Source organism: Helicobacter mastomyrinus (genome assembly GCF_039555295.1).
Lineage (GTDB): Bacteria > Campylobacterota > Campylobacteria > Campylobacterales > Helicobacteraceae > Helicobacter_C > Helicobacter_C mastomyrinus.
Genome location: NZ_CP145316.1, coordinates 1,984,796 through 1,998,511 on the forward strand (window position 1 = coordinate 1,984,796; position 13,716 = coordinate 1,998,511).

Genomic DNA, 13,716 nt, shown 5'->3' on the forward strand with positions numbered 1-13,716 from the left:
TATGAGGCAATATGATGTGATAATTATCGGTGCGGGAGTGGCAGGGCTGTATTGTGCGGTTGCCTTACCTCCGCATTTAAAGGTGTTGATTTTGTGCAAGGCTCAACCTTGGGAGTGTAATACATTCTACGCGCAAGGGGGCATTAGCGTGGCAAGAGATGAGAGCGATATATCCTCACATACGCAAGATACTCTTTCAGCTGGAGCAGAGTTAAATAATAAAGAATGTGTAGAGACGCTTACAAACAATAGCATTTTAGTGCTAAATGAATTGATAGAGGGCGGCTTTATGCTGGATAGAGATGAAAATGGCGCATTACTCTATGCTAAAGAGGGAGGGCATAGTAGGGCTCGTATCGTGCATTCAGGAGGGGACGCCACAGGGAGAAGTCTGCATACATATCTTATAGGCAAACTCCGCGCGAGGCTGTGGAAAAATGCAGAGGTAGTGGATTTACTCATTGAGGAGGATAAATGCTATGGTGTGTGTGTACAGACAAAGCTAGGCACACATAATCTTTATGCCCATCATATCGTTATTGCAAGTGGAGGCGTGGGAGGATTGTTTAAATACCATACCAACGCCTATACGATTAGTAGCGACCTACACGGAATCATCTTAGAGCATCATCTTGCCTTGCAGGATATGGAAATGTTGCAATTCCACCCTACTGCCTATGTGGATAATCCACAGGCTAGGAAATATCTTATTTCTGAAGCTGTGAGGGGAGAGGGAGGCGTGATAGTCGATGATTTGGGGAAGCGATTTTTGTTTGATTATGATAGTCGTGGAGAGCTTGCCCCGCGTGATATTGTGGCACGTGGGATTATGGATTATTGCGCTAAACATCAAAGAAAGGCATTTTTAGATGTGAGTGCCTTTGATGGTGGATTCAAAAATCGTTTTCCTAATATTTATCGTGATTTAAGCCCTTATCTTAACATTCCTTTTGAGCCTATTCCTATTTCACCGGCTTTTCATTATTCAATGGGCGGTATTGCGGTGGATACAAATGGGCTTGTGAAAGGTATGAGTAATCTCTATGCTGTGGGAGAATGTGCTTGTAATGGTTTGCACGGGGCTAATCGCCTTGCATCTAACTCACTTTTAGAGGGTCTTGTATTTGGAAGGAGTGTCGCACATCATATTGTGGAAAATCCCACACGCACACGTATAGCGCATTTCCCATTATGTGATGAGGTACTTGAAAAAGATGGCGATAGTAAGCTTAAGAATGTGTTGCGTGATATTATGTGGGACAAGGTGGGGATTATCCGCTCTAAAAGTGGCTTAGATTCTGCGTTGGGTGGGATTGAAGTAATGCTGGAATCTAATATCGGGCGTATGCTGCGATTGAGGCTGCTTGTAGCGCGTAAAATCGTGCAATCAGCTTTAAATCGCACTCAAAGCAAGGGCGCACATTATCGAGTGGATTAGAGAATCTATTTATGCCTATGCTCTATTGTGGTTTCACCACCGCGTATCTTATACACTTAAGGTAAAGCCTCTCGTATGCACCTAAAGGACGCACTTATGACTAAAGCTAACGCTTTATTCATCAAGTGAGTTTTAAGGTATAGAATCGCCAATCTAATCCTCACCCCCTTACCCCCTCCGCAAGGGAGGGGGAAGCAATTATAGCCCCCCTCGTGGGGAGGGGAAATAGCTATTAAAATCTTAAAAAGTTTAAAATTACACATATCCTACAAGTGAGGCATAACCTTGAGCGGTGGAAGGGCAGTCAAAACTGAAACTCTCCTTATAATTTAGGAACAATGGGATATAGATTCTCTATTCAAATTTCTTTCTTTTTTATAAAGGGGAAGGGTTGAAAAAGTCGGTTCGAGGATATACCTCACTTGCTAGGAGAAAGATAGACTAGAGAATCTAACCCCTAAAAACTAACTTGATGAATAAGACAACGTCTTAGTCATCAAGTGTATCCTTTTGTCCTCAAGGGCTATCGCCCTTTGCGAGATTAAATCCCTTCGGGATTGAATGGTGCAAAGCAGATTTTATATCTGCAAAGCAAGACCCTTTGCAAGTGTGGATTAGCACTTCGTGCGAATACGGCGATTACATCGCAACAGCAAGGGCATAGGATGGACTAGAGAATCTAACTTTAGAAACTCACCTGATAACCAAACAAAGTGCGGTTTGGTGGAAGAGCAGTAGCGTAGGCATATAAATTAGTGCTTGATACAATGGCTTACAAATTTTGAAAAATTATCGATGATTAATCCTCCTTTGCGGAATCCCAAGCCACAAGATTCATAAGCAAAAAATACATTAGGTTGATAATATGCGCCATTATGGCTATTTAGCTCATAAAAGGCTTGATAGACACTTTTATGATTGCCATATATGCCACTCTTAGATTCTATAATACCGCCATTGGTATCTAAAATATCGATATTTGCACCTTCACGCCCAAATGCCCTTTTGCAGACTTGCTTAGTATTTGCCAAAGGTGTGTAAGAAGCAGGAAGTAATAAGGGGTGATTAGGAAACAAATCCCATAGAATCTTTAGCATTGCCTTGCTTTGAAAGAGTAGCGTATAAGCGGGGTTTAAAAAAATCGTATTATGATTTTGCATCATCTCACTCATTAAAAGCACAAGTTCAGGCTCATCAATAGCGATATTCTCCCATGGAATGAGCTTGAATAAAAATTCATAATTTACACCATTGTGGCTTAAACCCTCTGTGGGCGAGAAATGCACTTCATCAATAGGTGCAAAATCGCACGTAAAGCCAGATTCTCTAGCGAGATACTCTAAAAATCGCGTAGTAGTGAGATCTTCATTAAAGCTTGTGATACAAGAGAATAGAATCTTCCAGCCCTCATAGAGTTCATCAAATCGTGAAGTATCTGCCTCTAGCGTGATAAGACGTTTGAAATTTTCACTTAAGGCATTATGGATATTGTTAAATTGTGCTTCCTCATTAAGGTTATTGTATTTGAGTAAAGCCCATTGCACCAATGCACTTTCATAAAGCATAGTGGGCGTATCGGCGTTAAATTCAAGGAGCTTGATAGGCTTACCATCAAGTCCGCCGCTTAAATCAAATCGCCCATATAAGTGCCAATGTATATCTTCCTCCCAACTTTGCTTAATCGCACCAATGAGGCTTGGAGGAATATCAAGCTCGAAGAATAAATCATTTTCTATCACATATTCTCCGGCTTCTACAAACATATCATAAAGCGTATTTCCCGCCTCATAGTATGCCTCCGCCTCCGCCTCGCTAATGTGTATGAGCTCATCGCTTAGGTAAGAGGTATTATCCATATCGGTATGCCAAGTAAGCCCCATAGATTCTAGGGCATTTTTATCCGGCAGCGAAAGGCTAGTGATAGTCATCATATCTCCTTTATTTTTGTTTTTGTGAATGTGTTTTTTCAGCCGCCCGCGCTTCCCATACTTGTGCTAGGCTTAGAGGCATTGCCTGTATTGCCAAAGAATCCAGTTTTATCCGCGCTAGAGCCGCTCCTACTTGTCGTGGTGGATTTGTTAGTAAAGCTATTTTTACTTCGCTCATAAGCTTGAGGGGATTTGTAGTTGCGCTGCGCGTTAGCTTGATAGTTTGGGTTATTGAATAATTTATTGCCAATATAGCTTCCTAGAATCGCCCCTGCCGCACTCGCTAGAATCGCCCCACCAAGTCCTAATCCTCCGCCATTAGGATTAGTAAGCTCACTTTGCCCGGCATTGATTGCTATCTCCTCTTGTTTAATAAGTCCATCAATCTCGGCTTGAGAGAGCATTCTCTCCTGTCCATTAATATCTTTAAGCATTACGCGGGTTTGCTCACTAGGGTATTCTTCAAGCACTTTATAAGTGCCATCGGGCTGCTCTTCGATAACTACAAACGCACCATTTTTTTGACTATTTTGCAAGGTGGTGTTAAGCTCATTATCATTCTGATTACACGCATTGAGAGCAAAAACTGCCATCACGCCAAGCCCCCCAACCATCGCATAATTCTTAATTGTGTGGATATGTTTCATTCCTTTGCTCCTCTGTTTAAATGTTTAAAATTGTATCAAATCTTTGCCATTTTTTTATGGTGTAAATGGATATATAAATGCAGGACATCAAGACTTGCTGGTGTGATACCGCTAATCTCACTTGCTTCAAAAAGGCTTTTGGGGGTGAAAGTTTTCAGTTTTTCAATCACTTCAAGGCTTAGCCCCGGGATATTGTCAAAGATAAAATCCCTTGGAATCTCCACTTGCAGCATTTGCTCCATTTGTGCGATTTGCGCCTTTTGTTTGTGAATGTAGTCAAAATATTTAGATTCTATAAAAATTTGCATAAGTGCATAATCGCTCATTTCCTCTATATGCGGGATTTGACATTGCTTAAGCAATTCACGTAAAGTGTGTAAGGGCAGCTCCTCCCTACCAATGATATGTATAAGACGTGTTTTATCGCTAATGGGAGGGAGGTTTAGGGCTTGTAGCATAGTGAGATTTTCCATACTTGGCGTGATGTATCGATTTTGCAAATGCTCTAAAGTCTGCTCTATATGTGCCTTATCACGCATTATTTGCTTGTAATATGAATCTTCAATCAACCCAAAGGAATGCGCATAATGGCAAAGACGTAAAGGGGCATTATCCTCTCGCAAAAGGAGGCGGTATTCTGCACGTGAGGTAAAGAGACGATAAGGCTCTTTCGTGCCTTTTGTTACTAAGTCATCAATCATCACGCCAATGTAGCTTTCACTTCTTGAAAGACAAAAGGATTCACCCTTAAGCGAGAGTGCGGCATTAATACCCGCCATAATGCCTTGTGCTGCAGCTTCCTCATAGCCTGTTGTGCCATTGATTTGCCCGGCTAGAAAGAGATTAGCGCATTTTTTTGTCTCTAATGTATGATAAAGCTCGGTTGGCTCTACATAATCATATTCAATCGCATAGCCATATCGCGTAATACGGGCGTTTTCTAAGCCCTTAATCGTGTGGATTAGCTGCTCTTGCACATCAATTGGTAAAGAAGTAGAAAGTCCATTAATGTAGTATTCTACTGCTTCGCGTGTTTGTGGCTCTAGGAATAGCTGATGACGTTCTTTATCAGCAAAGCGATTGACTTTATCCTCGATACTTGGGCAATATCGTGGTCCCACACCCTCAATTTGCCCTGTGAAAAGTGGCGCACAATGGAAATTTTCACGTATAATGCGATGTGTGTTTTCATTGGTATAAGTAACAAAGCAGGGGAGCTGCACGGGGGCAAAGGAGTGCGTCCTATGACTAAAATGCGGTGGATTGCTATCACCATTATGCACCTCAAGTGCGCTAAAATCAATGCTCCGCCCATCAATCCTCGCGCAAGTGCCTGTTTTTAACCGCCCCACCTTTAAGTCCATTTCTTTAAGCGATGTGCTTAAATGTTCTGCGCTCATCTCGCCAAAACGTCCATTGCTTAGCTTAGTCTCCCCGATATGCACTAAGCCCTTAAGAAATGTGCCGGTGGTGAGGATAATCTTTTTTGCAAAATAGGTTTTGCCAATGTTTGTTTTCACACCCTTTGCGATGTATCGCCCTTGTGAATCTTGCTCATAGATGAGGCTTTGGGCGCTTTCTTGCGAGAGGGTGAGATTAGGTGTGTGAAGAGCAATATCTTTAGCGATAATACTATATCTATCCATATCAATTTGTGCTCTAGTGCCACGCACAGCAGGACCTTTTGAGGCATTTAAGATTCTAAACTGAATCCCGCATTTATCGGTAATTTCTCCCATAACGCCCCCAAGCGCGTCTATCTCTTTGACGAGATGTCCCTTGCCTAGTCCGCCTACTGCTGGGTTACAACTTGCAAGGGCGAGATTCTGTATAAGGAGGGTGATAAGATGCGTTTTTGCGCCCATTTTTGCACTTGCGATACCTGCTTCTAATCCCGCGTGTCCGCCCCCAATGACTAAGACATCATATTCCATACCCTGCACTCCTTATTTGCTTTTGATATTGTAATTTTAAGAAAAGTGTTAAAAATCCCATAAGAGTGTTTTAGGAGAAAAACGAGCGCATTTTATTATTATTTGGTTATTTTTTTGCTACTATGACGGGGATAAAATAAAGGATAACCGATGAAAGAGAAAGCCTTGCGTTCCATTGGAGCATTTGCAAATATCAGTGAGGGGAGTTTAGAATCTTTAGAGGCTATCACGAAATTACGATATATCGAAAAAAATGGCATTTTGCATTATGAAGGCGAGTATATAGAATCTGCTTATTTTTTAGCACGAGGCAAGGTTGAAGTATATGAAATGGATAAGAATGATAATGAATTATTTTTGTGCTATGTGGATTCGCATTTAAGTGATGGTAGGCTTATTAATGCGTTTGGGACATTTACCCCCTATGAAGCAAATGCAAGTGTGCGCGGGGTGGAGCCAAGCGAGATAGTTTTGCTTGATTTGCAGCAGCTCCATCAGCTTGTAACGAAAAATATTGAAATCAGTAATGCTATATTAAGCGAAGTAATGAATCGAATGATTACTTTTAAGAATTTTATTAATTTTAATGAGATTTATGATAGCACATCGCGTGTAGCATATATCCTTGGCACAAGTTTAAAGTATTTTAATCAAGTGCAGCGGCAAACAATCGCTCACGAGCTAAATATCAAGCTAGAAACGCTTAGCAGAATCTTGCAAAAAATGATGACACAGGGTTTGATTGCTAAAGATGAACACGGCGATGTGTATATTAAAGACAAACAAGCTTTTGAAGCACTCTATGGAGATATAAAATCTTGTGATGTATCTTAAGACTTAGATTGTGCTAGAAGTTAGGATTTTCTAGCATATAAAATGCTTTCTTGAGATTAATTGTATTATTTTTAAGTGTAGATTCTATAATATCTGTGATGTGCTCTGCGGTTTTCCCTTCACCAAATGGGTGAGAGTGTGTCATCTGTGATAGAAAGGCATTATTTGTTACATAAGTAATAGTGTTTAAGATAGTCTGTGTGTATTGCTGTGGTTCTTGTTGGTTTGGTGTGATAGATACAACAGATTGAGGCATAAAACGACCTTTTTGTCTATCTCCTATATTTATCGTTGGTATGCCTAGAATCGGCGCTTCACTCAAGCCACTTGAGCTATTGCCAATCACAAAAGCAGCAAATTTAAGGCTTGAGAGATACATCACTCTGCCTAAACTCGCGCAAAGCGTAATTTTATCAGGATATTTTTTCGCATATTCTTCAAGAATAAGATTAATGCTATGCCCTTCTGCGTCGGCATTTGCTTTTGTGGCAAGGATATTAAAATTGCTTTGAAGTAGGCTTTGTAAGATAAGTGTTATTTCTTTAGATGGATTTGTGTTATCTAGGGTTGTAGAATGAAAAGTAAGGACGCAAAATCTATCTAAAAACGCTTTTTTTACCTGAATTTTTTGCGCTAAATTTGTTTTGCTCATAAAGGGGGTATTGTGGATATTTTCTACTGCTAGAGAACCTACGTTAAATACCCTTTGTGGATCCTCTCCTAATTGAATAATACGTTTAGCATAGAAATGAGTGCTAGGAAAGTGCAGATAACTCATTTTAGTGATACAATGCCGCATATACTCATCATTTGCACCTTGCGTGCTTTCTCCACCACTGATATGAGCAATAGGAATATTAAGATTAGCAGCACTTATAGCTACTCCAAATGCTTCATATCTATCTCCTAAAAGTATAACCATATCGGGTCTATTTTTTGAAAAATATTTGCTAAAGTTTATAATGGTATTTGCTAGAGTATGCGCTGTGTTAAGGGCATTTGTGTTGTCATTATGCAAGATAGGGATTTTTTTATTTATAGAAAATCCATCATTTTCTATTTCTTGATAAGTATTTCCAAGAGATGGGCTTAAATGTGCTCCGGTAACAATAAGATGGAGTTTCAAATATTGATGATTTTGTATCGCTTTTGCAAGAGGGTAGAGCAGCCCCCATTCTGCACGTGTACCTGTAACAATAGCTATGGTTTGAGAAACATTAGCATTTTTCTTTGAGGAGCATAAAGGCTTCAGCGTAGAGAGGAGTTTCACTTATGCCCCCCCCCCCGCTACATATTTTTGCATCTTTTAAGCTAGAATCATCTGCACCGCGAGTGCTTCCGCGATAGATGGCTAAAGATTCTATATTTTTCAGGGAACGTGGAAAAGGGGAAAGTCCAACTTCGCTTTCATATAAGGACATAATGGCACATTTTTGTTTGAAAAACTCACTTATATCTACAAATACATTTGGCACAAAGCTTTGTATGTTTAAAGCAGGGGCAAATTCACTTTCACTTAATGTTTCCATCATTAAGATTTTTTCTATACTTGGATAGCGGAATGACTTTGTGCAGGCAAAAGCACATTCAAAAATAATGCGGTGGTCACTATGCACATCGTATGCAAAGGGGAGATAAAGAATCTGTGGAGAGATGTGCAAAAAGATTTTAGAGAATTGAGCAATAATCATACTTTTTGGATATTCATCGCATTTGGTTGTTTTTAAGCCTAGCCTATGGACACTATCAAAATTATATGCGGCACTTACAGCTTTTATTTCTTGCTCTCTTTTGGCAATTGTTTGAGGGGTGAATCCCTCCTCTTCAAATATATCAGTGCAAAAAATGCAATGGATTCTATCACCTTGTGCCTTGTGCTTTAAAAGTGTCCCACCAGCGCCCAATGTCTCATCATCGGGGTGAGTGGCAATCACTACAATATCTTTAGCAGAGCTGTGTTTTAACATACCACTTCCTTTGTGTCGTGTCTATATTTTTGACAAAATGAACAATGCGCTCACACGCATTTTCATCACCATAGGGATTGGGGAGATTGGCTATTTGTGTGCGGTAAGATTCATCAAAACACGCCTTTTGTAAAGCTTGTATAATGTCTTGCTTTTTATGCGGGACAAAGCATACATTTCCTGCATTGAGGCGTCCCTTTTGACGATTGCCAATATTAACAACAGGGAGCTTGTAAAATGGGGCTTCTAAGATTCCCATACTTGAATTACCAGCAAGTGCAAGTGTATGACGGATAAGATTTATAAAGAATTCACGCGGGAGGGTTTTAAAGAATCTGATATGAGAATATTTCTGCTCTGCTTCTTGTATAGCTTCTAGAATTTTATAACTGCCCGGGTCTGTGTTAGGGTAAATACCTACGACTTTAAGGTTATGTGCTGTGGCAAATTCTGCGCAGGATTCTATGGCAACTTGCATTTGATAATAGGCATCATATACCTCCGAGCTTAGTGGGTGTTTAAGTAGCACGATGTAGTTAGATGTAGCTATATCAAAATGTAAAAAATCGCTTAATTCTTTGCGTGATAAATGCGGAGTGTTGGCAATATTAGCATAAGAGGTATTACCACTGCATACAATCCTCCATTCATCTTCACCAATTTTAAGCAGATTCTGTGCGTATTGCTCGGTGGTAGTGCAATGAATATGGCCTAATTTAGAACAAGCAAAGCGGATAGGATCATCAGCATTCCCATATACGGGGTCGCCTCCACCACAATGAATCGTAAGAATATCCATATAATTGCCAACTACACAAGTAGCAATACTTTCCTCCCTATCGCCTAGGACGAGTAGAAAATCAGGCTTTTCTCTTTCGGCTGTTTGCGTAAGGGCAGTGATGAGCAATCCCACCCCCTTACTTCTTTGGGTAAGTCTATCAGTGCTTAAAAGACAATCAATCTTATCGGCTATGCGGAATCCATCGGATTCTATTTTTTTATATGTATTGCCGTGTATATCACTTAAATGAGCGTTAGCTACGGCTATGCACACATCAAAGCCCTCTTTTTCAAAAGCTTTTAAAATGGGATATAAAATATCATATTCGCTACGGATTCCACTGACTGCTAAAATTTTTTTCATATTTGCAACTCCCGTAATTCCTTAAAGTTTGTAATACTTAAGGAAGCATAATCACACGGGATAAGTCTCCCATATCTGCGTTTGAGCCATATGCTATATATGCCTGCATTATTTGCCCCTTTGATGTCTGTTGTTGGATTATCCCCTATGAAAGCACAAGATTGAGGACTAAGCTGCAAGATTTCTAGAATCCTGTGAAACGCGCTTATATGTGGCTTCTCATACTCTTTCCCATAAGCCCTAGCATAGACAATAGGAATGTTTTTAAGCCCTAATAGGCTAATCTTATGAGACTGCGCTTTTATATCGCCATTTGTTAAAATGCCATATTTGATATTTTTTGTTTGAAGCAGATTCAAAAAATCTTTAGCGTCATCATAGAGTTGCAAAGAGGTTGGCATACTTTGGTAGAGTGAAAATAATTCTTCTTGCTTCTGTGAGGTATAAAAATCAAAGCTTTTGAGCCAATCGCCAAAAATATCTTTTGAGTGCAGACGAAAATTATCATCAAGAATAGTATTAATAAGCTGTATATCGCACCCATAGCGGTGGCAAAAGCTTTCACAAATGGCTTTTAGAAAGATATTTTCATCATAGAGTGTATTGTCTAAATCACAAATGAAAGCTTCAAAGCGCATTACTATCCTTTTAGTGAGTTTGACATCATAGCATATTTTCCCACCATTGAGTAAAATAGCGATAGAATCTGTATTGCTTATCTTTGTAGAGATTTTTGTCTATATGTATGTTTTCACCTAATGCAAGTTTTAAAGCAAGGTAGGGAAAATTTAGCCCAAAGTATGTATCTACCCCGCTACTAGCACCTAGTCTTGGATTTAAATCAAAAAGCACAAGAGAGGCGTTTTCATTATGCGCTAGTTCCATATTATTTGTGTAATCTAATGAAAAAGTTTGAATGATATGAGAACAAAGCTCTTCTAGAGACTCATTATAGCGGACATAGCCACGATATGTTTGAGAGGCATTACCCCATTCACGTATATGCTCCATTGTAATGATATTCTTACCTTTTTGACAAAGTGAATAAGCCGAAACAAAGGGTTCTTGTAAATATTCCATAATGATAAGGTCATCAAAAGATCTTTTATCTTTTAAGATAGATTCAAAAAAGCTCAGAGGCATTTCATTGGCTGGCTTAATGCTAAAAACCTCTTTTTGAAGTAATGAATCACTTAAGATATATACGCCCCTGCCACCTCTCCCTAATCGTGGTTTGATAACACATTTTTTATGCGGATAGCCGAGTGAAAAAATAGCCTTCAAGAAGTCTTCAAAAGTAGATACAAGATGATATTTAGGTGCATATTGTGGAAGCTCTTTTTTGAGATTCTCATATACGGCAAGCTTATCATAAGCAATAACTAAATCCTCATATTCTCCTACCATAATAGGAATATCAAAATGCTTTTTGTATTGAGAAAGTGCGAGATTATCATCATTGCCACAGGGTATAATGACATCAATTTGATATTTTTTAACCATACTTAGCATAAAATCAATAAATCCTTTTGTATCTTTTGCGCTATCTGGAGATTGCTCAAATATATCTACAAACTTTCTTCCACAAGCTCCGCTAAAGCTATCGCTTCCGTATAAAAATACTTCTCTTTCACCATTGTTTCTTAGAGCTAATAGACAATCAGGGCTGGTTAATCCCCCTATGGTGGTAATGAAAATTCTTAGTTTATTCATTGAATGCCTCCTTGAGTTTTGAAGTGATAAAGCGCACATCTTTAAGCTTAATACCCATATGTATGGGGAGTGATATATGATTTTCTATGGTGGGTTGAGTAGAGGGGACATAAGATACTAAAGGGTGATTTGCTAAAAGTGGCTGTTTATGCAAAAGTGGTTTATAGGGTGCGTCTGCATAAATATGATAGGATTTAAGATATTTGATGATATTATCTGGGCTATGCTTATGGAGGAAAATAATAAAACGCCAAAAACTATGCCTAAAGCCCGATGGAATTGCCTGTGGGCTGATAGTTTTATTTTTGATAAAAGTATGCAGATATTGTTTGTATGCAAGGCTAAGTTTTTGACGATAGGCAAGTTGAGATTCTAAAGCTGCTAATCCGCTAAGCCCCATAATAGCGTTAAATTCAGGCAATCTATAATTACTACCAAGTGTGATAAACTGCTCTTGTTCCTCATAGGGTTTTAATCCGCGATTAGCTAATGAGCGACAAGTAAAGGCAAAATCTTTGTTTTTGCACACTATTATTCCTCCCTCGCCACAGGTAAGAATCTTGGTGCTATAAAAGCTAAACACAGCGATATCACCAATGCTCCCTGCCTTGTGTGATTTGCCTTTAGAATCTATGGCGATTGCGCCGTGTGCGTGGGAGCAGTCTTCAATAAGTGTAATATGCCTTTGCTTGCATAATGTGGCAATGGCAAAAATATCAGGGCTAATAAGCCCGGCAAAATGCACGATAACTATGGCTTTAGTCTGTGGGGTGATGGCGGATTCTATGGTGTGTGCGCTTAGCATAAAGTCTTTATCTACATCGACTAGTCTAAGTCTAATGTTATTTGCCAACACACTGCTTGCATTGGCAAAAAATGTCTGTGTTGGCACGATAACTTCATCATTATGTTTTAGCTCTAATGCCTTAAAGACGACATCTAATGCGCTTGTGCAGGAATTTGTAGCAATGGCATTATTTGCCTTGCAATATGCGGCAAATTCATTTTCAAAGCGCACTACAGCCTCTCCCATAGAAAGTTTAGAATCCCCTCTAAGCATAGAGCGTGTCTCTTTAAGAATATGATGAATTTGTCTTTGGGTAAAGTATGGACACGCGCTAAAATATTTTTTCATAGTATACCTCCTTGTAATATGATGTCTTTTGCATAAGATTCTAATCCCGCCTGTATGCTAGGGGGAGTGAAGTGGAGTAGCTGCTGTGCTTTGGTAGTATCAAGGATTGCATTAAAGGGATTTGGCGATGGCTTGGGGCTTAGGATAAGCTTAGAGCGTGAATGAAGGGATTCTATAAGTTGTTGTGCTATAAAGGCTGTATTTTGAGAATCTTTACTCCCTATCACAAATGCTTCATATTGTTGTAGATTTTGAGCTTGTGCTGCGGATATAAGAGCCTTGATAGCGTCATTAATATATAAAATATTGCGTAAAACTTGACCATTATTGAAAAGCACAATATCTTTATTTTGCCACGCATTTTTAGCAAACTCATAGACGACACCACCAAGGTGATTGACCCCAAAAAGAGCAGGAAAGCGCAATGTAATGGCTTGAAGCTGATTTGATTTAAATGTAGCGATTTCTAAGAGTTTTTCACAAGTATATTTGGCAAGTGAGTAATAACTCATAGGAGAGATAGGGGAGCGTTCTGTAATAATATAATTCTGTTTAGAATCTGGCTGTGCAAATACTGAGGCGGTTGATGAAAAAATGATTTTTGGAATATGGCGAGTGATGGTAAAATCAATAAGGTTAATTGTAGCGTTAATCGTATATTCAGTATATTCAGTATATTCAAGACTAGCGTATTCTACCATAGAAGCGAGATGAAAGGCAAGAGAAAACTCATAATTTTTTAGTGAATCTTTATCAAGATTCTTTAGTTCTAGTTGCTCATATTTGAAGTTTTTATGAGCGAGTGTATCGGCACTTAAGAAACCTCTTTCTTTGGGGCTTAAATTCGCATTATAGGGATTTTTCCTCCCTATACCTAGCACCTTATAGCCTTGAGTTAAGAGGGCTTCACAAAGGCTTGAGCCAACAAAGCCGCTTGCTCCTGTTACTAAGATGTATTGCATATTCTCTCCTTGCT

12 protein-coding genes are annotated in these 13,716 nt (G+C 39.3%); 2 read left to right on the forward strand and 10 right to left on the reverse strand.

Annotated elements, in window-relative coordinates; all coding sequences use genetic code 11:
- Nucleotide 1 precedes the first annotated feature (1 nt).
- Nucleotides 2–1,438 (forward strand): L-aspartate oxidase, encoded by a 1,437-nt coding sequence (gene nadB / locus V3I05_RS10070; RefSeq protein ID WP_343353525.1) that lies wholly within the window; start codon nucleotides 2–4, stop codon nucleotides 1,436–1,438.
- A gap of 752 nt (nucleotides 1,439–2,190) precedes the next feature.
- On the opposite strand, the gene V3I05_RS10075 is transcribed toward nadB, so the two are convergent.
- Genes V3I05_RS10075 through mnmG form a run of 3 tightly spaced genes read right to left on the reverse strand, consistent with a single transcriptional unit; the run spans nucleotide 2,191 to nucleotide 5,947 of the window.
- A complete protein-coding gene (locus tag V3I05_RS10075) occupies nucleotides 2,191–3,366 on the reverse strand; it encodes a glutathionylspermidine synthase family protein (protein ID WP_343353526.1) in 1,176 nt (391 codons plus the stop codon).
- Nucleotides 3,367–3,404: 38 nt separating this feature from the next.
- A complete protein-coding gene (locus tag V3I05_RS10080) occupies nucleotides 3,405–4,013 on the reverse strand; it encodes a UPF0323 family lipoprotein (RefSeq protein ID WP_343353527.1) in 609 nt (202 codons plus the stop codon).
- A gap of 35 nt (nucleotides 4,014–4,048) precedes the next feature.
- Nucleotides 4,049–5,947, reverse strand: coding sequence for a tRNA uridine-5-carboxymethylaminomethyl(34) synthesis enzyme MnmG (mnmG, locus tag V3I05_RS10085; RefSeq protein ID WP_343353528.1), 1,899 nt, complete (start codon nucleotides 5,945–5,947; stop codon nucleotides 4,049–4,051).
- A 150-nt stretch (nucleotides 5,948–6,097) separates the two neighbouring features.
- Here mnmG and V3I05_RS10090 point away from each other — a divergent pair, with 150 nt between their 5' ends.
- Entirely contained in the window at nucleotides 6,098–6,781 is a 684-nt protein-coding gene (locus V3I05_RS10090; RefSeq protein WP_343353530.1) for a Crp/Fnr family transcriptional regulator, read from the forward strand.
- A gap of 13 nt (nucleotides 6,782–6,794) precedes the next feature.
- On the opposite strand, the gene neuC (V3I05_RS10095) is transcribed toward V3I05_RS10090, so the two are convergent.
- The 7 genes from neuC (V3I05_RS10095) to V3I05_RS10125 are packed head-to-tail and all read right to left on the reverse strand — an operon-like array spanning nucleotide 6,795 to nucleotide 13,702.
- Nucleotides 6,795–8,051: a UDP-N-acetylglucosamine 2-epimerase gene (gene neuC, locus V3I05_RS10095; protein ID WP_300732974.1), complete on the reverse strand. Its 1,257-nt coding sequence runs from the start codon at nucleotides 8,049–8,051 to the stop codon at nucleotides 6,795–6,797.
- Nucleotides 7,999–8,748: a PIG-L deacetylase family protein gene (locus V3I05_RS10100; RefSeq protein WP_299136357.1), complete on the reverse strand. Its 750-nt coding sequence runs from the start codon at nucleotides 8,746–8,748 to the stop codon at nucleotides 7,999–8,001. Before V3I05_RS10100 ends, neuC (V3I05_RS10095) begins: the two co-directional genes overlap by 53 nt.
- Nucleotides 8,726–9,892, reverse strand: coding sequence for a UDP-N-acetylglucosamine 2-epimerase (gene neuC / locus V3I05_RS10105; protein WP_343353531.1), 1,167 nt, complete (start codon nucleotides 9,890–9,892; stop codon nucleotides 8,726–8,728). Before neuC (V3I05_RS10105) ends, V3I05_RS10100 begins: the two co-directional genes overlap by 23 nt.
- Nucleotides 9,889–10,530, reverse strand: a complete 642-nt coding sequence (locus V3I05_RS10110) for an HAD family hydrolase (protein ID WP_295700419.1) — start codon at nucleotides 10,528–10,530, stop codon at nucleotides 9,889–9,891. The genes neuC (V3I05_RS10105) and V3I05_RS10110 overlap by 4 nt, the downstream gene beginning before the upstream one ends.
- Before the next feature lie 25 nt (nucleotides 10,531–10,555).
- Complete coding sequence (locus V3I05_RS10115) at nucleotides 10,556–11,605, reverse strand: ATP-grasp domain-containing protein (RefSeq protein ID WP_300446910.1); 1,050 nt, start codon at nucleotides 11,603–11,605, stop codon at nucleotides 10,556–10,558.
- Nucleotides 11,598–12,740 (reverse strand): DegT/DnrJ/EryC1/StrS family aminotransferase, encoded by a 1,143-nt coding sequence (locus V3I05_RS10120; RefSeq protein ID WP_343353533.1) that lies wholly within the window; start codon nucleotides 12,738–12,740, stop codon nucleotides 11,598–11,600. The genes V3I05_RS10115 and V3I05_RS10120 overlap by 8 nt, the downstream gene beginning before the upstream one ends.
- Nucleotides 12,737–13,702, reverse strand: a complete 966-nt coding sequence (locus V3I05_RS10125) for an NAD-dependent epimerase/dehydratase family protein (protein ID WP_295700427.1) — start codon at nucleotides 13,700–13,702, stop codon at nucleotides 12,737–12,739. Before V3I05_RS10125 ends, V3I05_RS10120 begins: the two co-directional genes overlap by 4 nt.
- Nucleotides 13,703–13,716 lie beyond the last annotated feature (14 nt).

Excerpts from the sequence above, each read along its gene's own strand:
- nadB (WP_343353525.1), top strand. The coding sequence starts at position 2 with ATGAGGCAATATGATGTGATAATTATCGGTGCGGGAGTGGCAGGGCTG.
- V3I05_RS10075 (WP_343353526.1), bottom strand. The coding sequence starts at position 3,366 with ATGACTATCACTAGCCTTTCGCTGCCGGATAAAAATGCCCTAGAATCT.
- V3I05_RS10080 (WP_343353527.1), bottom strand. The coding sequence starts at position 4,013 with ATGAAACATATCCACACAATTAAGAATTATGCGATGGTTGGGGGGCTT.
- mnmG (WP_343353528.1), bottom strand. The coding sequence starts at position 5,947 with ATGGAATATGATGTCTTAGTCATTGGGGGCGGACACGCGGGATTAGAA.
- V3I05_RS10090 (WP_343353530.1), top strand. The coding sequence starts at position 6,098 with ATGAAAGAGAAAGCCTTGCGTTCCATTGGAGCATTTGCAAATATCAGT.
- V3I05_RS10100 (WP_299136357.1), bottom strand. The coding sequence starts at position 8,748 with ATGTTAAAACACAGCTCTGCTAAAGATATTGTAGTGATTGCCACTCAC.
- neuC (WP_343353531.1), bottom strand. The coding sequence starts at position 9,892 with ATGAAAAAAATTTTAGCAGTCAGTGGAATCCGTAGCGAATATGATATT.
- V3I05_RS10110 (WP_295700419.1), bottom strand. The coding sequence starts at position 10,530 with ATGCGCTTTGAAGCTTTCATTTGTGATTTAGACAATACACTCTATGAT.
- V3I05_RS10115 (WP_300446910.1), bottom strand. The coding sequence starts at position 11,605 with ATGAATAAACTAAGAATTTTCATTACCACCATAGGGGGATTAACCAGC.
- V3I05_RS10120 (WP_343353533.1), bottom strand. The coding sequence starts at position 12,740 with ATGAAAAAATATTTTAGCGCGTGTCCATACTTTACCCAAAGACAAATT.
- V3I05_RS10125 (WP_295700427.1), bottom strand. The coding sequence starts at position 13,702 with ATGCAATACATCTTAGTAACAGGAGCAAGCGGCTTTGTTGGCTCAAGC.